Raw genomic sequence first — 20,978 nt, 5'->3', positions numbered from 1 at the left:
ATGGACCTGAGCTTTTCCGCCGAAGACCGCGCCTTTCAGGACGAAGTGCGCGGCTGGCTGGCCGACAACCTGCCCGCCCATATTTCCGATGCTGTGCGCTCCGGCGGGGAACTGACCAAACCGATGATGGAGGAGTGGCACGCGCTGCTCAATTCCAGGGGCTGGCTGGCCGTCACATGGCCGGTGGAATTCGGCGGCCCCGGCTGGACCCCGGTGCAGAAGCATATTTTCGAGGAGGAATGCTGCCGCGCCTACGCGCCGCGGATCGTGCCGTTCGGGCTGAACATGCTGGGGCCGGTGCTGATCAAGTTCGGGACGAGGGCGCAGCAGGAATACTACCTGCCGCGTATCCTGGATGGCACCGACTGGTGGTGCCAGGGCTATTCCGAGCCGGGCGCCGGCAGTGACCTGGCCAGCCTGAAAACCCGCGCGGTGCGCGATGGCGACGAATATGTCATCAACGGGCAAAAGACCTGGACGACGCTGGGCCAGCACGCCAACAAGATATTCTGCCTGGTGCGCACCGACCCGGATGTCAAACAGCAGGAGGGCATTTCCTTCGTCCTGGTGGACCTCGATACGCCGGGGATCGAGATGCGCCCGATCCGCCTGATCGAGGGCGGGCACGAGGTGAACGAGGTGTTCTTCACCGATGTTCGGGTGCCGGTCGCCAACCTTGTGGGCGAGGAAAACAAGGGCTGGACCATCGCGAAATACCTGCTCACGCACGAGCGTACCGGCATCGCCGGGGTGGGCTTTTCGATGCAGGCGCTCGAAGAGGTCAAGGCGCTGGCGCGCAAGGTGCGGCGCGGGTCCGGGCGGTTGATCGACGAGCCGCTGTTCGCGGCGCGCATCGCGCAGGCCGAGATCGACCTGGAGGCGATGAAGATCACCAACCTGCGGATGCTGTTCAAGGCGCAGGAACAGGGCGCGCCGGGGCCCGAAACCTCGATCCTCAAGATCAAGGGCACGGTCATCCATCAGGAGTTGAAGGATCTGGCGCGCCGGGCACTTGGCCCCGCGGCGGCGCCGTTCCCCGGCCACGTAAGCGACGGCAACATGATGTTCGGCCCCGAGGACACGGCCCACAACGCGGCGCGCTATTTCAACAACCGCAAGACCTCGATCTTCGGTGGATCGAACGAGATCCAGCGCAATATCCTCACCAAGACGATGCTGGAGCTGTAAGCGATGGATTTCAACCTGACCGATGACCGGCGCATGCTGGCCGACACGCTGGCGCGCTACCTCGCCGACAAGTACACGATCGAGCACCGCAACGAGGTGGCCTACGAGATGCCCTGCCACGACCCGGCCAAGTGGGACGAACTGGCCGATCTGGGCGCGCTTTACGCGCTGGCGCCCGAGGATGCGGGCGGCTTCGGCGGCACCGGTTTCGACATCTCGGTGGTGTTCGAGGCGCTTGGCCGTGCCTTGTGTCCCGAGCCGGTATTGGCGGCGCTGCTGTCCTCGCGCCTGCTGGGCGCGGCGGGCGCCGATCAGGAGGCGTTGCTGACGGGTGGTACGAAATACGCCGCCGCATTGTCCGAACTGGACGCTCCGTATGATATTGCCGGTATTTCCTGCGCGGCCGAGGCGCGCGGCGATGGGCACGTCTTGTCGGGGCGCAAGACGGCCGTTTATGGCGCCCAGGTTGCCGATGTCCTGCTGGTCGCGGCGCGTCTCGACGGCAAGGTCGCGTTGTTCGAGGTGCAGGCAGGTGATGCGCAGGTGGTGGGCTATGCCATGATCGATGGTGGTGGCGCCGCCGAGGTGTTGCTTGACGACACGTCGGCGCGGCTGCTGATCGCGGATGCCGCCGCCGCCATCGAGGCGGCGCTGAACGCCGGCATCGTCGCGCTGTGCGCCGAGGCCGTGGGCGCCATGGAGGTGGCTCACGACACAACGCTCGACTACCTGCGCCAGCGCAAGCAGTTCGGCGTGCCGATCGGCAAGTTCCAGGTGTTGCAGCACCGCGCGGTGGACATGCTGACCGAGATCGAGCAGTCGCGCTCGATCACCATCAAGGCGGCGGCGGAACTGGATGGCCCGCAGGCCACCCGCTTTGCCGCGATGGCCAAGAACATGATCGGCCGCGCCGCGCGACTGGTGGCCGAGGAGGCGATCCAGATGCATGGCGGCATCGCCATGACCTGGGAATACCCGGTGTCGCACTACGCCAAGCGGCTTGTGATGCTGGATCACCAACTGGGCGATACAGATTATCACCTGGCGAAGGTGATGGCGGGTAACGCCGCGGCCTGACCCGGCGGGTCGGGGGCGCTGCCCCCGTCGCCTTCGGCGACTCCCCCGGAGTATTTTGGGAAAGATGAAGCCGGGACGGCACCGTTGACCGCCCCGGCGGGGGTCAGGCGATTTTCACTATCTGCTTGCCGAAATTGCGGCCCTTGAGCATGCCCATGAACGCCTCGGGCGCGTTTTCAAGGCCTTCGGCGATGTCCTCCTGGATTCCGATCTCGCCCGATGCGACCTTGGGGCCGACCTCGGACAGGAACTCGGGGTAGCGGTCGAAGTGATCGGCAATGATGAAGCCATGCACATGCAGGCGGTTGACCAGGATCGTGCGCCACAGCTTGGGCAGGTTGTCCTTGGCGCCGCCCGCGTCGGCGCCCAGGGCGCCGGCATTGTACCAGCTTATCATTCCGCAGACGGGGATGCGCCCGCCTACGTTCAATAGCGGCAGGACGCCTTCCAGAACCTTGCCGCCGACGTTTTCGAAATAGATGTCGATGCCGTCGGGGCAGGCCTCGGCCAGCGCCGCGCGCATTTCCTTGCCATCTGCGTATGCGTGGTGATCGAGACAGGCGTCGAAACCGAACCGGCCGGTGGCAAGGGCGCATTTCTCGGGACTGCCGGCGACGCCAACAACGCGCAGACCCTGCGCCTTGGCCAACTGCCCCACCATCGACCCCACCGGCCCCGTGGCGGCGGCCACGACCAGCGTTTCCCCGTTTTTCGGCTTGCCGTATTCGTTCAGCCCGAACCAGCCGGTAAAACCGGGCATCCCCAGCACCCCCAGTGCGGCGGTCAGCGGCCCGTGCGCCGGATCGAGCTTGCGCAGCTCGCGTGCCGGCAGGCAGCCGTGGCTGGCCCAGCCGAACATGCCGAAGGCGTAGTCACCGGGCGCGAACGCGTCCGATTTCGAGGCGACAACCTCGCCCACGGCGCCGCCTTCCATGGTGCCGCCCACGGGCACCGGGGTGGCGTAGGATTTTGCGTCGTCCATGCGGCCCCGCATGTAGGGGTCCAGCGACATGTAGTGGACCTTGACCAGAACCTCGCCATCGGCGGGATCAGGCAGGGCCGCCTCTTCGAGGCGAAAATCCTCGGCTACCGGTTCGCCCTCGGGGCGGCGGGCCAGAACGATCCGTTGCATTTGCTCTGTCATGTCGTTTCCTTTCATGTTGCGATGCTTGTCGTGCTCAGCCCCGGTATCGGAAAACACCCGTTCCGGTGGCGACGACGGTGCCCTGTTCGTCGGTGATCTTGCCCTCGGCAAAGAATGTCTTGCGCCCGCCGCCGGTGCGCGTGCCTTCGGCGATCAACACGCCGCCGCGCGCCTGGCCAAGGTAGTTGACGTTCAGTGACAGCGTCATCGCCAAGCGTGGCGCATCGCGGTCGCCGGTGTAACACCCCGCGAACCCCATGGCCGAATCCAGCATCGCGGCATGGACGCCGCCATGGGGAATGCCGTAGCGGTTCATCAATTCATGCGCCAGCGGCAATGTCAGCCGGCAGTAATCGGGGCGCCACGCGGCGAAATCGAACCCGAGATGGCGCTGGAACGGGTAGGGCGCCTCGACGATGTCGGGGTCAAGCTCGGGTGTGGTCATGGATGCCTCTTCATACCGTCTTGGCCGCCTTCAGGCCGGCCTCGGCGAAATGGGGCACGAAACTGCCCAGCTTGCGCGCGCGCTCGGGGTTCGAGGCGTTGCCGTCCAGCGCGCGCTTGAGAACGCCTTGCAGGATGCCGCCCATGCGGAAGAAGGCGAAAGCGAGGTAAAAGCCGAACCCGTCGATCCCCGGAATGCCGCGCCGGGCGCAATAGGCGTCGATGAATTCCTGGTCGCTCATCAGCCCCTCGGCGGCGCGGTCCACGCCAGCCAGCCCGCGGCCTTCGGCCCCCGGTGGCATCGCCCATTGCATCACGACAGCGGCCAGGTCGGCATAGGGGTGCCCGGTGGTGGACAGTTCCCAATCCAGCACCGCGGCGCAGCGCGGGCCATCGTGGGAAAACAGCATGTTGTCGATGCGATAGTCGCCATGCACCAGGGTGCGCTGCCCGTCATCGGCCGGCACGTTGGCGTCGAGCCAGGTGATAAGCTCTTCCATCGCCTCGATGTGCTGGGTTTCGCTGGCGCGGTATTGCTTGGTCCAGCGGTCGATCTGGCGGCGGTAGTAGTTGCCGCCGGGGCCGTAATCATCAAGCCCCGTCGCCGCCAGATCGACATCGTGGATGGCGCACAGAACCCGGTTCATCTCGTCCAGAACGGGGCGGCGGTTCTCGCGCGGCAGCTCGGGCAGGCGGGGGTCGTCGAAATGGCGGCCCGGCACCTCGTCCATCACGTAGAAGGCCGAGCCGATCACCGTGTCGTCCTCGCACAGCACATGCATCCGGGGCACCGGCACGTCGGTTTCGAACAACGCCTTCTGTACCCTGAATTCCCGCTCTACCGCATGGGCGGATTTCAGCAGCACCCCCTGCGGCTTGCGCCGCAAAACGTAGCGCCCCGAGGGGGTCACCACCCGGTAGGTGGGGTTGGATTGGCCGACATCGAATTTCTCGGCCTCTTCGATGGGGCCGGAAAAGCCGGGCATGTTTTGTTCAAGCCACGAGGCAACCGCGTCGGTATCGAGCCGGGCAGAGGAACTGTCGGTCATGGCGTGCCCTTCAACTATATGTCAGTAATGTGTCGGTATTCGAGGCGTCGATATGCGGGGTCTCGTTGAACCCGTGCAGGTAGAAGTTGCGCGGCGAATGGACGAACCTGTTGACCGCGCAATTCTTCATCTGAAGTTGCAGGCGGATCTGCTGTTCGGGCGGCGCGGCCAGCGCGGCGGCCAGCATCTGGCCGATGGCGCCGCCGGAACTGACGGCGATCACGTCGCCGTCTTGCTGGGCCATGGCGCGGCGGGCGTCCTCGACGCGGGCGGTGAACTGCGCCCATGTCTCGGGCGGGTCGGGCACCTCGTCGCGCTGCCAGGCCAGCACCGTGTCGCGCAGGGTGCGGAAATGCGTCTTGCGGTCACCGTGCAGGTTATCGGGCGCCGATGCGTTGCGGAACCGCGCGTCGAGCAGCGCCTTGAAGTCGAATTCGTTGAGGCCCGGATGCACCTGCGGCTGCGCCTGCGCGCCCATGCCCGCCAAGATACCCTCGAGCGTTTCGCGGTGGCGCCGTTGCGCGCCGATGAACATCGCGTCCGCCCGCACCCCTTGCCGCGCCAGTGCTTTCCCCAGCGCATGCGACTGCGCATGCCCGGTGTCGGACAGCACGTCGTAGTCCGCCGCGCCGAACGACGCCTGCGCATGCCGGATGAGGTAAAGCGTGCCCATCCTCACCCCCGCCCGATCAGTTTCGCCGTCTCGGCCCTGGCGGCGTCGTATTCGCGCGCCAGCCGGTCGACCAGCGCGGCGGCGGGTGTCACTTCGTGCACCGCGCCGATGCCTTGCCCGGCGCCCCAGATTTCCTTCCACGACTTGGGCTTTTGCCGCCCTTCGCCGAAATTCATCGCTGAGGGGTCGGAATCGGGCAGGTTGTCGGGGTCCAGCCCGGCACGCGCGATCGACGGTTTCAGGTAGTTGCCGTGCACCCCGGTGAACAGTGAGGAATAGACGATATCCTCGGCGCCCGAGTCGACGATCATGTGCTTGTAGTCGTCGGGCGCGTTCGCCTCTTCGGTGGCGATGAAGGGAGACCCGACATAGCCCAGGTCGGCGCCCATGACCTGCGCCGCCAGCAGCGCGCGTCCCGTGGCGATGGACCCCGACAGCAGCAGCGGCCCGTCGAACCATTCGCGAATTTCCTGCACCAGCGCAAAGGGCGATTGCGCCCCGGCGTGACCGCCGGCGCCGGCGGCCACCGCGATCAGGCCATCGGCGCCCTTCTCGATGGCCTTGTGGGCGAAGCGATTGTTGATGATGTCGTGCAGGGCGATGCCGCCGCAATCGTGGGCGGCGGCGTTGACCTCGGCGCGCGCGCCCAGCGAGGTGATCCAGATCGGCACGCGCCAGCGGTGGCAGATTTCCAGGTCGCGCTCCAGCCGTTCGTTCGAGCGGTGCACGATCTGGTTGACGGCGAAGGGTGCGGCGGGCCGGTCGGGGTTGGCCTGGTTGTGGCGGTCCAGCTCTTCGGTGATGCGTTTGAGCCACGCTTCCAGCATGACCGGCTCGCCCTCGGCCTCGCGCGCGTTGAGCGCGGGGAACGCGCCGACGATCCCCGCCTTGCACTGCGCGATCACCAGCTCGGGGTTCGAGATGATGAACAACGGCGAGCCAACGGCAGGGATACGCAGCCCCTGCAACTGTGACGGCAAGTGACCCATCAAAGCACCTCGAACAGGCCCGCGGCGCCCATGCCGCCGCCCACGCACATGGTGCATACGACATAGCGCGCGCCGCGGCGTTTGCCTTCGATCAGGGCGTGGCCGACCATGCGCGCGCCCGACATGCCGTAGGGGTGGCCGATCGAGATCGAGCCGCCGTTGACGTTGAGCAACTCGTCGGGGATGCCCAGCTTGTCGCGGCAATACAGCACCTGCACCGCGAATGCCTCGTTGAGTTCCCACAGGCCGATATCGTCGATCCCCAGCCCATGCTTTTCCAGCAGCTTGGGCACAGCAAAGACCGGGCCGATTCCCATCTCGTCGGGCTCGCACCCGGCGGCCATCACGCCCACGTAGCGGCCCAGCGGTTGCAGCCCGCGGCGCTCTGCCTCGGCGGCCTCCATCACCACCGCGGCCGAGGCCCCGTCGGACAGTTGCGAGGCGTTGCCCGCGGTGATGAAGCCGCCCTCGGCAATCTCCAGCCCGCCCTTGTGGACCGGATTTAGCGATTGCAGCCCTTCCAGCGTGGTCGACGGGCGGTTGCCCTCGTCCTTTTCCAGCGTCACCTCGCGGCGGCTGATTTCCTTTGTCTCGCGGTCCTGCACCAGCATGGTTGTGGGCAGGGGCACGATTTCGTCATCGAAACGGCCCGCCTCTTGCCCGGCGGCGGTGCGTTGCTGGCTTCGCAGGCTGTATTCATCCTGGGCATCGCGGCTGATGTTGTAACGCCGCGCGACGACCTCGGCGGTTTCCAGCATCGACATGTAAAGCGCCGGCTTGTGTTCCATGATCCACGGGTCGCGCAGCCGGTCGGTGCGCATCTTGTCGTTCTGTACCAGGCTGACCGATTCGACGCCGCCGCCGATGGCCACCTCCATGCCATCCTGCACCACCTGCTTGGCGGCGGTGGCGATGGCCATCATGCCGCTGGCGCATTGCCGGTCAAGCGACATGCCGGCAACCGATACCGGCAGGCCGGCGCGAATCAATCCCTGCCGCGCGATGTTGCTGCCGGTCGAGCCTTGCTGAAGCGCCGCGCCGACGATGCAATCGTCGATTTCGTGGCCTTCCAGTCCGGCGCGGTCCACCGCGTGGCGAATGGCGTGGCCGATCAGCGCCTGCGCCTGGGTGTCGTTGAAGGCGCCGCGATAGGCCTTGCCGATGGGGGTACGGGCGGTTGATACGATGACGGCGTCACGCATTGATCTGATCCTTTCGTGATACGTTGCGGCCCGCGCGGCGCGGGGCTTGCGGGCCATTAAGGTATGATGTCCGGGCCGGGGAACGGGCTCCGCGGCCGGGCAGGGTGGTGTGGCCGACGCCGACGCGCCCGGTCATGGCGTGGCACCGAAATATCGCCGGCCCAGCCAGCGTGCGACAAGCGCCGGGCGCTCGGCGCCGTCGATATCCACGGTGGCATCCAGCGTCGTCTGCACCGCGTCGGGGGCCAGGTCGTCGAACGCCGCCAGGGTAAAGCGCCCGCGCACCTGCGCGCCCACCTTCACCGGGCTGACAAAACGAACCCGATCGAAGCCATAGTTCACGCCCATCGTCACCCCCTCCATTGCCGGGATGGCATCATAGACCATGGCCGACAGCAACGACAGCGTCAGGAACCCGTGCGCGATGGTGCCACCGAAGGGCGTTTGTGCCGCGGCGGCGGGATCGACGTGAATGAACTGGTGGTCATGGGTGATGTCGGCAAAGCCGTCGATCATCGCCTGATCGATGGTGAACCACCGCGACACGCCGATTTCGCGGCCCACGCGGGCGGCCATGTCGGCGCGGCTGATGGCGGGCGGCATGGCTTACAAATCCTCGTTGAACAGGGTGCCCGGCGCGTTCGACTGCATGCCCCCCGACAGCGGCAGGATCGCGCCGGAAACATAGGCGCCGCCCTTCCCGCACAGGTAAAGCAATGCGCCGGCGATGTCCTCGGGCTGACCGACCCGGCCCAAAGGCACGCCCTTGGCGGCCTTGTCCTGGCCTTCCTCGGTGCCGATGGCAAAGGCAGTCATGTTGGAAACGAACGGCCCCGGCGCGATGGCGTTGACGGTGATGCCCTCGGGCGCCAGGTCGTTCGACAGCACCCGCGTCATGTGATGCACCGCGCCCTTGGATGTGGCGTAGGAATAGGTCATCGTGCCCTTGGGGATGTCGCCCATCACGCTGCCCACGTTGACAATGCGCGCGGGGTCGCCGGGGGCACTGGCGGCGCGCAACAGCGGCAGCAGCGCCTGCGTGAGGTGGAACATGCCGGTCACGTTGACCGCCAGCAGCTTTTCCCACGCCTTGTAGGGATGCTGACCCAGCGGGTCGCCCCATGTGCGGCCGGCGTTGTTCATCAGGATGTGCAGCTTGTCGGTGCGTGCCGCGACCTCGGCGGCCAGCGCCTCGACACCGGCTTCGGTGCCGACGTCGCCGCCGAACCCTTCGGCGCGGCCCTTCAGGCCCATGGCGTTCAACTCGTCGGCCACCGCTTCGCAGGCGTCGGCCTTGCGGCTGGCGATCAGAACGCGGGCGCCGGCGGCCATGAGCCCCTCGGCGGCCATGCGCCCGATGCCGGTGGCACCGCCGGTGACCAGCGCGGTCTTGCCTGTCAGGTCGAACAGCGCCTCGGGTGTCATCGTGGTGGTCATTGTGGTGTCTCCCTTCTCAGAACCCGCGGGCGGCGGCGACGCGCGCGGCATGATAGCCGTAGTCGCCCAGCCATTCCGCACCGACACGGGCGCGTTTCATGAAAAATCCGGCGTCGTGGTCGTCGGTCATGCCTATGCCGCCATGCATCTGGATGCCTTCGCGCACCGCCAGATCGGCGGTGCGGGTGGCCCGCGCCTTGGCCAGCGATACCGCCAGCGTCGCGTCGTCTGGTGTTTCATCCAGTACCCGACCGGCGTTGGCGATGGCCGAGGCGGTGACCTCGGTCTCGGCCCACAGATGCGCGGCCCGGTGTTGCAAGGCCTGAAAGCTGCCGATGGTGCGGCCGAACTGGCGCCGCTCCTTGAGGTATCCCAGCGTCATGGCACTGATGCCGCCTGCCAGCCCGGCCAGTTCCGCCGCCAGCGCCGCCTGACCCGCCTCAAGCGCCGGGCGCAACAGGCGCATGGCGTCGTCGGCCTCGCCCAGCAGGTCGTCGCCGGTAGCCTCGACGCCATCGAAATCGAGCCGCGCATGATCGCGCGCATCCACGGTATCAAGCGGCCTTCGGCTCAGCCCGGCGCGGTCGGCGTCTATGTCGAACAGTGATAGACCCGCCGCCTGACCCGGCGTGCCGGAGGTGCGTGCCAGTACCAGCACGCGGCCGGCGCTGGCGCCGTCTGCGACAAAGGTCTTGGCGCCCGACAGGCGATAGCCGTTGCCGGCGCGCTCGGCGCTGAGTGCGCTGCGTTCGGGGGCGTGCTTGGGGCCCTCGTCCACCGCCAGTGCGTAGGTCACCTCGCCCGCGGCGATACCGGCCAGCGCGTCATGGGCCCGCGCGCCGGCGGCGTGGCGCAGCGTGGTGGCGGCGATCACGGCGCTGGACAGAAACGGCGAGGCAGCCAGCGTCACACCCATTTCGTGGGCCAGGATGCCGGCCGCGCGGTGGCCCATGTCGGCGCCGCCCGCCGTTTCGGGGATCAGCACCCCGGCCCACCCCATCGCCGCCATGTCGCGCCACAGCACCGGGTCGTGGGCGCGGCCCTCGTCACGGTTGGCGCGCAGGGCCGCAACCGGTGCGTTGCTGTCGAGAAAGCCGCGCGCGGCATCGCGCAGCATGACCTCGTCGTCGGAATCAAGCAGGCTTGTCATCGTCGTCCTCATGCGCCTGGCAACTCAAGCACCCGCTTGGCGATGATGTCGAGCATTACCTCGGAAGTGCCGCCCTCGATCGAGTTGGCTTTGGTGCGCAGCCATTCCGGCGCCAGCGCCCCGTGCGGCCCGTCCCATTGCAGCGCGTCGCTGCCCGCGGCGGTCATCAGCAATTCGTAGCGGCGTTTGTTCAGTTCGGTGCCGTAGTATTTCAGCATCGCGCTGGCATCGCCGACGCCGCTTCCGGCCTCGGCGCGATCCTTGTAGCGGTCCATGGTCATGGCGAAGGCCAGCGTGTCCACTTCGGCCGCCATCGCTTCGGCCCGGATCACCGGATCGTCCAGCACGTCGGCGCCGAGATCGCCCAGGAACGCGCCCAGCGACCGCCCGCCAAGCAGTCCGCGCGCACCGCCGCCGATCATCTCGCGCTCATGCGTGAGAAGGTACTTGGCGATATCCCAGCCACGGTTCACCTCGCCCACGAGGTTTTCCCTGGGCACCTTCACGTTGTCGAAGAACGTCTCGCAGAATGGTGACTTGCCCGAGATCAGGCGGATCGGCCGGGTGCTGATGCCGGGGCTTTCCATGTCCATCAGCAGAAACGAAATGCCCTTGTGCTTGGGCGCCTCGCGGTCTGTACGCACCAGCGCGAATATCCAGTCGGCCTGGTCGGCATATGAGGTCCAGATTTTCTGCCCGTTGATCAGGTAGTGATCGCCCATATCCTCGGCCCGGGTCTGCACGTTGGCCAGATCGCTGCCGGCGCCTGGTTCGGAATAGCCCTGGCACCAGCGGATTTCGCCGCGCGTGATGGGCGGCAGGTGGCGTGCCTTCTGTTCGTCGCTGCCGAAGGCCAGCAGCGCCGGGCCCAGCATCCACAAGCCGAAGCTTTCCAGCGGTGGCGGGGCGCCGAGGCGGGTCATTTCCTCGCGCAGGATCTTTTCGTGTGCGCGGCTTATGCCGCCGCCGCCGTATTCGACGGGCCAGCGCGGCGCGGTGATTCCCTTGTCGATGGCGCGTTCCAGCCAGATGCGCTGATCGTCGTCGTCGAACACCCAGCGACGGCCGCCCCAGACGATTCTGTCCTCGTTCATGGGTCGGTTGCGCAGGCCGTCGGGGCAGGCCGTGGCGATCCAGCCGGCAATTTCGGCCCTGAATGTCTCCAGGTCGCTCGCTGCTGTGGTCATGGTGTCTCCGTAATTTCGCAAGGCGGAATAGAATTTCGCCGGACTTGACAGCAAGGCAATATCATCTTTTCATCGCCGTCAAGAAGGGCGTGCCGGAGTGGCAGCTTTTCGACATGGGAGGAAAAAATGAAACTTGTGAAATCCGCCGCGCTTGCGGCAGCGATGGCATTTGCCGCCGGTGGCGCATCTGCCGAGACCGTGAAGATCGCGTTCATCGACCCGTTGTCGGGCCCGTTCGGACCGTCGGGCACCGCGGGCCTGCATCAGTGGGAGCACGCCGTGTCGGAGGTCAACGCCGATGGCGGCATGAATGGCGCGACGCTGGAGATGGTGCCCTTCGACAACAAGGTCAGCCCCAAGGAATCGCTGGTGCAGTTGCAAAAGGCGATCGACCGCGGCATCCGCTTCATCGCGCAGGGCAACGGCTCGTCGGTGGCCTCGGCGATCATCGGCGCGGTCAACAAGCACAACAAGCGCAACCCCGGTGACGAGGTGTTGTTCATGAACTACGCCGCCGTGGACCCGGCGTTTACCAACGACCGGTGTTCGTTCTGGCATTTCCGCTTTGACAGCCATGTCGACATGAAAATGGCGGCGGCGACCGACTGGATCTCCGAACGTGAAGATATCAAGAATGTCTATGTCATCGGGCAGGACTATTCCTTCGGCAAGGCGGTGGCCAAGGCGGCCGTCACCCAGCTTGCCGAAAAGCGCCCCGATATCGAGATCGTCGGCAACGAGCTGCACCCGCTGGGACGGGTCAAGGATTTCACCCCCTACATCCAGAAGATCATCAGCTCGGACGCTGACGCGGTGATCACCGGCAACTGGGGCGCCGACATGGTGCTGCTGGTCAAGGCGGCGATGGATTCGGGCCTGGAGGCGCCGATCCTGACCTATTACGGCGGCTCGCTTGGCGCGGCGACGGCCATGGGCAAGGCGGCCGTCGGGCAGGTGTTGCAGGTGTCGGAATTCGTCGAAAACTACCCCACGACCGATGCGCAGATCGCCCGGATCGAGGATTACGAGAAAACCTACCCGGAATACGACTACTACTATCACCGGGCCTACAACGCCGTGAACTTTCTTGACATGGCGGCGGAAAAGGCGGGCAGCAACGACCCCGTCGATATCGCCTTTGCCATGGAGGGGATGACCTATGACGGCCCCTACGGCAAGGTGACGATGCGCGCCAAGGACCACCAGGTGTTGCAGGATCTGTTCGTGTCGACCTTCTCGGCCGATGTCGAACGCGATGTCGAGGACACCGGCCTTGGCTGGACGGCCAGCGATGCCGACCGGATCGCGGCCGGTGCCACGGCGCAGCCGACCACCTGCCAGATGGATCGCCCCGAGCGGTGACTCGCTGATGCAACGAAAGCGGGCGGCGGCGCGCGTCGCCCGCTCTTGCATGTCGGCCGCGCCGGGATGCGCGCGCAGGTTTTCTGACACGAGGTCCTGATGGAAACGATCGTTTTCTCGCTCCTGAACGGGGTGATCTACGGGCTGTTGCTGTTCATGCTGTCCAGCGGCCTGACCCTGATCTTCAGCATGATGGGAGTTCTGAATTTCGCCCATGCCAGTTTCTACATGCTGGGGGCCTATTTCGCCTACTCGATCATGGGGGTTACCAATTTCTGGATCGCGCTGATCCTGGCGCCGGTGCTGGTCGGGCTGGTCGGCGCAGCGGTCGAGAAATGGGGCCTGCGCAACGTCCACGCGCACGGCCATGTCGCCGAGTTGCTGTTCACCTTCGGGCTGGCTTATCTGATCGACGAGATGGTCAAGATCGTCTGGGGCCGCAGTTCGGTGGATTACCGCGTGCCCGAGGTGCTGGATTTCCCGCTGTTCGAGTTGTTCGGTGCCGAATATCCCGCCTATCGGGTGTTCATCCTGATGGTGTCGGTCGGCATGCTGGTGGCGCTGTGGTTCATCCTCAACCGCACGCGGGCGGGGCTGATCATCCGGGCGGCGCTGACGCATCCGCACATGGTGGGGCATCTGGGGCACAACGTGCCGCGTATCTTCATGCTGGTGTTCGGCGCCGGCTGTGCGCTGGCCGGGCTGGCCGGTGTGATCGGCGGCAACTACCTGGTGACGGACCCGGCGATGGCGGTGCAGATGGGGCCGATCGTGTTCGTGGTGGTCGTCGTCGGCGGGCTGGGCAGCCTGACCGGGGCGTTTCTCGCCGCGATGCTGCTGGGCCTGATGCAAACCTTCGCGGTGGGTGTCGATGCCTCTTTCGCGGACCTGTTCGGATGGCTGGGGCTGACTGCCACGTCCGAGTTGGGCGGCATCACCATCGCGTCGCTGGCGCCGATGATCCCGTTCCTGATGCTGGTCTTGATCCTGATGATACGCCCGCGCGGCCTGATGGGGGATCGTGAGCTATGAGCGAGCAGGCCATGAAAAGCTATGACGACCTGGCCCCTTCGGCGACCGACAAGTTTCGCCAGCGGGTGCTGCCTTTCATTGTGATGATCGTGCTGCTGGCGGCGATCCCGCTGTTCGATCCGTCACGAACGATGAATTCGCTGATCGCGGCGATGGGGATCAATATCGTCTTCGCACTGTCCTACAACATGCTGCTGGGGCGCGCCGGACTGCTGTCTTTCGGCCACGCCGTGTATTTCGGCCTGGGCGGCTATGCGGTGCTGCACGCGATGAACGCCATCGGTGCCGGATCGTCGGGGTTCTGGGCCGGTTTTCCGGTGTTCATGCTGCCGGTGATCGGGTTTGGCGCCGGCGCGCTGGCGGGTGTCGTTATCGGCTGGCCGTCGTGCAAACGCTCGGGCGTGCCGTTCGCCATGATCTCGCTGGGGGTGGCCGAACTGGTCGCGTCGGCGGGATACATGTTCGGCTCGATCTTCGGCGGCGAGATGGGCGTGACCAGCGACCGCATGGTCGGCCCGCGCTTGTTCGGCCTGTCGATGGGGCCGGTAGAAGATATCTACTGGTTCATCGCGTTCTGGACCTTTCTGGGAACGCTGGGCATCTACGCGTTCACACGCACGCCGCTGGGCAAGATGTCGGAAGCCACCCGCGACAACCCCGAGCGGGTGCAATTCGTCGGCTACAACCCGGACCGCGTGCGCTATCTGGTATTCATCTTCGCCGGCGCCTTTGCCGGACTCGCTGGCGGGATGTCGGCGGTGAATTACGAGATATTCACCCCGGAATCGCTGTCGCTGGCGCCGTCGGGGCTGGTGCTGCTGATGGCCTATATCGGCGGCATCCGCTATTTCACCGGCCCGATCATGGGCGCGGTGCTGCTGACCTACATGCAGTCGATGCTGTCGGATTATTCCGAGGCCTGGCTGTTGTATCTCGGGCTGCTGTTCATCGCCATCGTGATGTACGCTCCGGGCGGCGTCGCGGGGATCGTCTACGGCTTGTTGGGTATCTTGCGCCGCGGCGGGACCGACGGGGTGCTGGCGCGGCGGGCCAAGCAGGCCGCCGGCGTGGCGCTTGCCTTCACCGGGCTGGTGATCCTGGTCGAGATCGCGGTGCGCTGGTCCAATGGCTATGGCGAGGTGTTCGAGCCCTTCGGCCTGCACCTCGGCATCGACACGCCGCTCAGCTGGTTCCTGATCGCGGGCTTCTTCGCGGCCGGGTTCGGTGTGCTGCGCATGGCAAGAGAAATCGAGGAGGGCCACGGATGACCACGCCTGCGCTTTCGATCAGGGGTTTGAAAAAGAACTTCGGCCCCGCCGAGATCATCTGCGGTGTCGACCTCGACCTGGCGCCGGGTGAGAGGCACGCCATCATCGGCCCCAACGGCGCCGGAAAGTCGACGCTGTTCAACCTGATATCGGGGCTCTACCAGCCGACCGCCGGCAGCGTGAAGCTGGGCGATGAGGAAATTGTCGGTCTGCCGCCGCATGTCATCAACCGCATGGGGCTGTCGCGCAGTTTCCAGGTCTCGAACATCTTTGCCAACATGAGCGTGCGCGAGAACGTGCGCTGCGGGGTGCTTTATTCGCTGGGCCATGGCTACAGCTTCTGGCGCAACGTCGGCAACCTGCACGAGGTGCAGCGCAAGACCGGCGAGATACTGGAAAGTGTCGGCCTGCTGGACAAGGCGCAGATGCCCGCCGCGCTGCTGTCCTATGCCGATCAGCGCACGCTGGAGATCGCCATCACCATTGCCGGCGGCGCCGATGTGGTGCTGCTGGATGAGCCCACCGCGGGGATGAGCCATTCGGAAACCGACCGCGCCGTGGCGCTGATCGAAAAGGCGACGGCGGGCAAGACGCTGATCATCGTCGAGCACGACATGGGCGTGGTGTTCAACATTGCCGACCGTATTTCGGTGCTGGTCTACGGCCAGATCATCGCCACCGGCACTCCCGAGGAGATACGCGGCGATCCGCGTGTGCGCGAGGCCTATCTGGGTGACGGGGACGAGCAACAGGCGCTGGCCGCCGCGGGAGACGCGCAATGACAGACCCGATGCTGACGGTGAAGAACCTGCACGCCTATTACGGCAAGAGCCACGTCCTGCAGGGTGTGAACATCGAAATCATGCCCGGCGAGGTGATCGCGCTTCTGGGGCGCAACGGTGTGGGGCGTTCGACCACTGCCAAGGCGATCATGGGCGAGGTGCAGCCCAAGGGCGAGATCACCTTCAAGGGGCAGCGCATCGACGGGCTGGAAAGCTACCGGATCGCGCATCTGGGGCTGGGGTACGTGCCCGAAAGCCGCGACATCTTTCCGATGATGACAGTGCGCGAGAACCTGATCCTGGGCATCAAGGACATGAAGAAAACCGGCCGCTGGACCATCGATCAGATGCTCGACATGTTTCCCAACCTCAGGGCGCGGGCCGACAACCCCGCCGGCGTGCTGTCGGGCGGCGAAAAGCAGATGCTGACCATGTGCCGCACGCTGATGGGTGACCCCGACCTGGTCATCATAGACGAGCCGACCGAGGGCCTGGCGCCCAGGATCGTGCAGCAGGTGGGCGACATGATCGCCGATATCGCGCGTGCCGGTGTGGCAATCCTGTTAATCGAGCAGAAGCTGTCGATCGCGCTGCGCATCGCGGCGCGGGTCTACGTGATGGGCCATGGCGAGATCGTCTACGAAGGCACCCCGGAGGAGTTCAAGACCCGAGACGACATCCGCAAGGAGTGGCTGGAGGTTTGACGCGCACTGCGGTGCTTGCGATCATGTGGATGCCCTTGACAGGATAGCCGCATGACCGACGCGATCACACTGCGTGAAAGCACGCCCGCCGATATCGCGTTCCTGCAGACGCTCTATCCGGCGGCGTTTCCAGACGAAGACCTGTTGCCGCTCGTGCGGTCGCTTCTGGAACTGCCGGATGTCCTGTCCTTGCTGGCGCTCGCCAGGGGCGTGCCAGCGGGGCACGCGGTGTTCACGCCCGGTACAGTAGGCGGGCACGCAGCACCGGTGGCGTTGCTCGGGCCGGTTGCGGTGTTGCCGCGCCACCAGTGCCAGGGGATAGGCAGCACGCTAATCCGGGGTGGGCGGACGCGGCTGGAAGCGGCGGGAACGGCCCGCTTGCTGGTACTGGGGGATCCGGCCTATTACGGGCGCCACGGTTTCGCCGCGACGTCGGACATCAGGCCGCCCTACGATCTTCCGCGGGAATGGGCGCCGGCATGGCAATCGCTTTCGCTGGGCGGGGACGACGCACCGATGAACGGCACCCTGCGCGTGCCCGGACCGTGGTGCAACCCGGCGCTATGGGCATGAATAACGGCCGCGTCGCCGCCCATCGGTGGCGGCGACGCGGCCGCCATCCTCAACGCAGATCGGGCAGGGTATAGTCGGAAAACTTCTGGCGCAGCGTCAGCTTCGACACCTTGCCGGTGGCCGTCAGCGGCAGGTCATCGACCCAGATCAGGTCGTCGGGCAATTGCCACTTGGCGAAATGCTCGGCCATGTGGTTGTGCATTTCCTCAAGGCCCGGGCGCTCCTTGCCGGCGGGCACCGCCACCAGGACGGGGCGTTCGTCCCACTTGGGATGGGGCATGGCGATGGCGGCACAACTGGCGACGGCCGGGTGCGACATCGCGGCGTTTTCCAGGTCGATCGAGCTGATCCATTCGCCGCCCGACTTGATCAGGTCCTTGGAGCGGTCCTGGATCGACAGGATGCCGTTGGGGGTGATCGTGGCGATGTCACCGGTGCCGAACCAGCCTTCGGCGTCTATCGCCTTGGCTGTGGCCTCTTCGTTGTGGAAATAGCCTGACACCACCGTGTTGCCGCGCACATAAAGTTCCCCCACGGCCTGCCCGTCATGAGGCAGCCGCTTGCCGTCGTCATCGACGATCTTGAGATCCACGCCAAAGATGCGGCGGCCCTGCTTGGCTTTCATGTCGATCATCTGCTCGAAGGGCAGTGCTAGCACGTCTGGCGGCATGTTGCCGTGGGTGCCGATGGGGCTCATTTCGGTCATGCCCCAGGCGTGGCCGACGTTGACGCCGTGTTTCTCGAACGTCTCGATCATGCTGCGCGGCGCCGCAGAGCCGCCCACGACCACGTCGCCGAAGCCCTTGGGCAGCCGGCCCTGCGCCTCGATTTCGGCCAGGAGGCCCAGCCACACCGTGGGCACACCCCAGGCGGAATAGACTTCTTCCTGGTCCATCAGCTTGAACAGGCTCGGGCCGTCCAGCGCCGGCCCCGGCATGACCAGCGTCAGCCCGATCAGCGGTGCCGAATAGGGCAGCCCCCAGGCGTTGACGTGAAACAGCGGCACCACCGGCAGCACCTTGACGCCTTCCTCGAAGACGGCGCCCTGAACCAGCGAGATCATCAGCGCATGCAGTACCGTCGAGCGGTGCGTGTACAGCGCGCCCTTGGGGTGCCCGGTGGTGCCGGATGTATAGCACAGGCCCGCGGCGGTATCCTCGGGGAACGCGGGCCAGTCCATTTCGGTGGGCTGGCCTTTGAGCAGTTCCTCGTAGCACAGCGCACCAAGGCTGTTTTCGGGCATGTGCGCGCGATCCGTCATCACGACGTAGGTGATGTCGTCGGGCAGGTGATCCTTCACCGCCTCGAGGATCGGCACGAAAGTCGTATCGACAAAGATCATCCGGTCTTCGGCGTGGTTGACGATGTAGATCAGTTGTTCCGCCGCCAGGCGCGGGTTGATCGTGTGGCAGATCGCACCGATCCCTGAAACGGCGTAATACAGTTCGAAATGCCGATAGCCGTTCCAGGCCAGCGTCGCGACCCGATCGCCCATGCCGATGCCGTGCGCCCGCAGTGCATGGGCCAGTTGCGATACGCGCGCCAGCGTCTCGGGGTAGGTCTGGCGGTGGATGTCGCCCTCGGTGCGCGACGAGATGATCTCGCCCTTGGGGTGAACCTCGGCCGCGTAGGTAAGAATGTCGCTGATCCGCAGCGGTTGATGCATCATCATGCCTTGCATGATCCCCTCCCATGGTCATGTGTCTGCTGGCTGAGAACCTAGCCGCCGGCCCCTGATTTCCCAAGTCAATTTCACGCTTCGGGCCGGATTTCCGCAGCGTCATCCCAATGCGCCGGCCGGACTGCCGCCAACCGTTCCGCGATGCGGGCCGCTTTCGATGCGACGCGACGGAACCCCTTGTTTCCGTTGCCTGATCCGCGTCGCGCGCCTAGGCTGGAGGCAATATGAGGGAGACCCCGATGAAAGCCATCATCTGCAACGAATTCGCCCCGCTCGATCAACTGGTTTACGGTGACATGGACGACCCGGTGCCAAGCGGCCGGCAGGTTGTCATCCGGACCGAGGCGGCCGGCGTCAACTATCCCGACGGGCTGCTGGTGCAGGGCAAATACCAGATGCGGCCCGAGCACCCCTTCGTCCCGGGGATGGAGGCCGCCGGCGTTGTCGAAAGCGTTGGCGCGCAGGTGACGCGCCTGCAACCGGGCGACCGCGTCGCCACCATCTGTTCGCTGGGCGGTTACGCCGAAAAGGTGCTGGCCGAGGAAGCACGCGTGTTTCCCATCGGCGACATGGATGCCGCCGACGCCTGTGCCCTGCTGGTGGCGTTCGGTACGTCGCACCACGCGCTCAAGCAGCGCGCCGGGCTGGCCCAGGGCGAAACCCTGGTGGTGCTGGGCGCGGCGGGCGCCACGGGCATCGCCGCGGTGCAGATCGGCAGGATCATCGGCGCGCGGGTGATCGCCGTCGCCTCCAGCGATGAAAAGCGCCAGTTGACGCGCGACAACGGCGCCGACGAGGCGATCGGTTATGACGACCTCAAGGACGACATCAAGGCGCTGACCGAGGGGCGCGGAGCCGACGCGGTGTTCGATACCGTCGGCGGCGCGGCTTTCGACGCCTGCGCGCGGGCGATGGCGCGCGGTGGCCGGCTGCTGATCATCGGGTTCGCCAGCGGCACGATCCCGCAACTGCCGGTCAACCTGGCGCTGGTCAAGGAATACAGCGTCGTCGGCGTGTTCTGGGGCAACTTCACCCGGTTCGAACCCGACACCTACGCCGACAACATGGCCGAGCTGCTGGGCTGGTACCAGGCCGGCAAGGTGCGCCCGCTGATCGAGGGGCGCTATCCCCTGTCCGAGGCCGCGCAGGTGCTCGACCGCATCCTGAATCGGGGCGCCGTCGGCAAGATCGTCCTGGTGCCGGAATAGATCAGGCGCCGGTGCGCCTGAGCGCCTCGGTCATCGCCACCAGGCGCGGACCGAGTTCTTCTTCCAGCCGCTCGCGTGGCAGGATGTAGGCGGGCCCGCCAAGATTGAACGCCAGCATTGGTGCATCGCTTTGCGAGGGGCGATAGGGAACGGACACCGCGTTCACGTCCGACTGCCACTTGCCGATGCTGGCGTAGAATCCGCGGGCGCGGATCTGTTCGGCGGCCTCGGTGATTTCGTCGCGGATACGCGGCCAATCCTCGGGCGGGGTGGCCTCTTCGATCCGCTCCATGATCTGGGCACGTTCGCTGTCCGATGTGCCGGCGATATAGGCGCGCCCCATGGCCGAGCGTTTCAGCGAAATCCGCGATCCGACATCGAGCTGCAACGAGATCATGCTGCGCGCGGCGCGCGCACAGGCGATATAGGTCATCGCAAGGTCGTCGCGCCCGCCAAGCGCCACCAGCACGCCATCGCCGCTTTCGTCGGCCAGTTTCTGCATCATCGGCTGCGCGGTCTCGCGTACCTTGAGCCCGCCAAGGCAGGCATAGCCCAGCCCCAGCACCGGCACCCCCATGCGATAACGGCCGGTGTCTTCGTCATAGACCAGGTAACCCAGCTTGAGCAGCGTGTAGGTCAGCCGCGACACGGTCGAATTTGGCAGCCCGGTGCGTGCCGCCAGTTCACGGTTGCCCAGCCCGGCCTTGTCCGAAGGCTTGTAGGCGCGCAGCAACTCCAGCCCACGATGCAGCGCGGTGACGAACTGGCGGTCGCCGTTGGCCTCCTCGTCGGGTGTCTGTGCGGTTCTTTTTCTCATTTCGCTTGTCC

At 65.8% G+C, this 20,978-nt stretch carries 21 protein-coding genes; 9 read left to right on the top strand and 12 right to left on the bottom strand.

Going from position 1 to position 20,978, the window contains the following annotated elements; genetic code table 11:
• Complete coding sequence (locus Q0L89_RS02325; protein ID WP_296762223.1) at nt 1–1,188, top strand: acyl-CoA dehydrogenase family protein; 1,188 nt, start codon at nt 1–3, stop codon at nt 1,186–1,188.
• A gap of 3 nt (nt 1,189–1,191) precedes the next feature.
• Nucleotides 1,192–2,265, top strand: a complete 1,074-nt coding sequence (locus Q0L89_RS02320; protein WP_296762222.1) for an acyl-CoA dehydrogenase family protein — start codon at nt 1,192–1,194, stop codon at nt 2,263–2,265.
• 103 nt (nt 2,266–2,368) lie between these two features.
• On the opposite strand, the gene Q0L89_RS02315 is transcribed toward Q0L89_RS02320, so the two are convergent.
• From Q0L89_RS02315 to Q0L89_RS02270, 10 genes are all read right to left on the bottom strand, one after another.
• Entirely contained in the window at nt 2,369–3,409 is a 1,041-nt protein-coding gene (locus Q0L89_RS02315; RefSeq protein ID WP_296762221.1) for an NADP-dependent oxidoreductase, read from the bottom strand.
• 34 nt (nt 3,410–3,443) lie between these two features.
• A complete protein-coding gene (locus Q0L89_RS02310; protein WP_296762219.1) occupies nt 3,444–3,854 on the bottom strand; it encodes a PaaI family thioesterase in 411 nt (136 codons plus the stop codon).
• Between the two features lie 10 nt (nt 3,855–3,864).
• The gene (locus tag Q0L89_RS02305) at nt 3,865–4,902 is read right to left on the bottom strand and encodes a phosphotransferase family protein (protein WP_296762217.1); all 1,038 of its coding nucleotides are present in this window, start codon (nt 4,900–4,902) and stop codon (nt 3,865–3,867) included.
• A gap of 10 nt (nt 4,903–4,912) precedes the next feature.
• Nucleotides 4,913–5,575: a histidine phosphatase family protein gene (locus tag Q0L89_RS02300; RefSeq protein ID WP_296762215.1), complete on the bottom strand. Its 663-nt coding sequence runs from the start codon at nt 5,573–5,575 to the stop codon at nt 4,913–4,915.
• Between the two features lie 2 nt (nt 5,576–5,577).
• Complete coding sequence (locus Q0L89_RS02295) at nt 5,578–6,564, bottom strand: nitronate monooxygenase family protein (protein ID WP_296762214.1); 987 nt, start codon at nt 6,562–6,564, stop codon at nt 5,578–5,580.
• Nucleotides 6,564–7,766, bottom strand: a complete 1,203-nt coding sequence (locus tag Q0L89_RS02290; RefSeq protein ID WP_296762212.1) for an acetyl-CoA C-acyltransferase — start codon at nt 7,764–7,766, stop codon at nt 6,564–6,566. The genes Q0L89_RS02295 and Q0L89_RS02290 overlap by 1 nt, the downstream gene beginning before the upstream one ends.
• 132 nt (nt 7,767–7,898) lie before the next feature.
• Nucleotides 7,899–8,369, bottom strand: coding sequence for a MaoC family dehydratase (locus tag Q0L89_RS02285; RefSeq protein ID WP_296762210.1), 471 nt, complete (start codon nt 8,367–8,369; stop codon nt 7,899–7,901).
• Between the two features lie 3 nt (nt 8,370–8,372).
• Nucleotides 8,373–9,191, bottom strand: a complete 819-nt coding sequence (locus tag Q0L89_RS02280) for an SDR family NAD(P)-dependent oxidoreductase (protein WP_296762258.1) — start codon at nt 9,189–9,191, stop codon at nt 8,373–8,375.
• Between the two features lie 28 nt (nt 9,192–9,219).
• Nucleotides 9,220–10,353: an acyl-CoA dehydrogenase family protein gene (locus Q0L89_RS02275; protein WP_296762209.1), complete on the bottom strand. Its 1,134-nt coding sequence runs from the start codon at nt 10,351–10,353 to the stop codon at nt 9,220–9,222.
• An 8-nt stretch (nt 10,354–10,361) separates the two neighbouring features.
• Nucleotides 10,362–11,540, bottom strand: coding sequence for an acyl-CoA dehydrogenase family protein (locus Q0L89_RS02270; RefSeq protein ID WP_296762207.1), 1,179 nt, complete (start codon nt 11,538–11,540; stop codon nt 10,362–10,364).
• A gap of 126 nt (nt 11,541–11,666) precedes the next feature.
• Here Q0L89_RS02270 and Q0L89_RS02265 point away from each other — a divergent pair, with 126 nt between their 5' ends.
• The 6 genes from Q0L89_RS02265 (at nt 11,667) to Q0L89_RS02240 (ending at nt 17,261) form a co-directional block, all read left to right on the top strand.
• The gene (locus tag Q0L89_RS02265) at nt 11,667–12,902 is read left to right on the top strand and encodes a branched-chain amino acid ABC transporter substrate-binding protein (RefSeq protein WP_296762206.1); all 1,236 of its coding nucleotides are present in this window, start codon (nt 11,667–11,669) and stop codon (nt 12,900–12,902) included.
• A 99-nt stretch (nt 12,903–13,001) separates the two neighbouring features.
• Nucleotides 13,002–13,934: a branched-chain amino acid ABC transporter permease gene (locus tag Q0L89_RS02260; RefSeq protein ID WP_296762204.1), complete on the top strand. Its 933-nt coding sequence runs from the start codon at nt 13,002–13,004 to the stop codon at nt 13,932–13,934.
• On the top strand, nt 13,931–15,202 hold the full coding sequence (locus Q0L89_RS02255; RefSeq protein ID WP_296762202.1) for a branched-chain amino acid ABC transporter permease: 1,272 nt from the start codon (nt 13,931–13,933) through the stop codon (nt 15,200–15,202). Before Q0L89_RS02260 ends, Q0L89_RS02255 begins: the two co-directional genes overlap by 4 nt.
• Entirely contained in the window at nt 15,199–15,984 is a 786-nt protein-coding gene (locus tag Q0L89_RS02250) for an ABC transporter ATP-binding protein (RefSeq protein WP_296762200.1), read from the top strand. The genes Q0L89_RS02255 and Q0L89_RS02250 overlap by 4 nt, the downstream gene beginning before the upstream one ends.
• Complete coding sequence (locus Q0L89_RS02245) at nt 15,981–16,688, top strand: ABC transporter ATP-binding protein (protein WP_296762199.1); 708 nt, start codon at nt 15,981–15,983, stop codon at nt 16,686–16,688. The genes Q0L89_RS02250 and Q0L89_RS02245 overlap by 4 nt, the downstream gene beginning before the upstream one ends.
• Before the next feature lie 51 nt (nt 16,689–16,739).
• The gene (locus Q0L89_RS02240) at nt 16,740–17,261 is read left to right on the top strand and encodes a GNAT family N-acetyltransferase (RefSeq protein ID WP_296762197.1); all 522 of its coding nucleotides are present in this window, start codon (nt 16,740–16,742) and stop codon (nt 17,259–17,261) included.
• Between the two features lie 49 nt (nt 17,262–17,310).
• Here Q0L89_RS02240 and Q0L89_RS02235 read toward each other — a convergent pair whose 3' ends face one another.
• Nucleotides 17,311–18,942 (bottom strand): long-chain fatty acid--CoA ligase, encoded by a 1,632-nt coding sequence (locus tag Q0L89_RS02235; RefSeq protein WP_296762196.1) that lies wholly within the window; start codon nt 18,940–18,942, stop codon nt 17,311–17,313.
• Nucleotides 18,943–19,181: 239 nt separating this feature from the next.
• Here Q0L89_RS02235 and Q0L89_RS02230 point away from each other — a divergent pair, with 239 nt between their 5' ends.
• Entirely contained in the window at nt 19,182–20,150 is a 969-nt protein-coding gene (locus Q0L89_RS02230) for an NADPH:quinone oxidoreductase family protein (RefSeq protein WP_296762194.1), read from the top strand.
• Nucleotide 20,151: 1 nt separating this feature from the next.
• On the opposite strand, the gene Q0L89_RS02225 is transcribed toward Q0L89_RS02230, so the two are convergent.
• Complete coding sequence (locus Q0L89_RS02225; protein ID WP_296762192.1) at nt 20,152–20,967, bottom strand: IclR family transcriptional regulator; 816 nt, start codon at nt 20,965–20,967, stop codon at nt 20,152–20,154.
• Between the last annotated feature and the right edge of the window lie 11 nt (nt 20,968–20,978).

It is taken from the genome of Sediminimonas sp. (genome assembly GCF_024637375.1).
Classification (GTDB): domain Bacteria; phylum Pseudomonadota; class Alphaproteobacteria; order Rhodobacterales; family Rhodobacteraceae; genus Sediminimonas.
The sequence above is the reverse complement of the archived record's forward strand: the minus strand, read 5'-3'. Positions and strand labels throughout refer to the sequence as shown.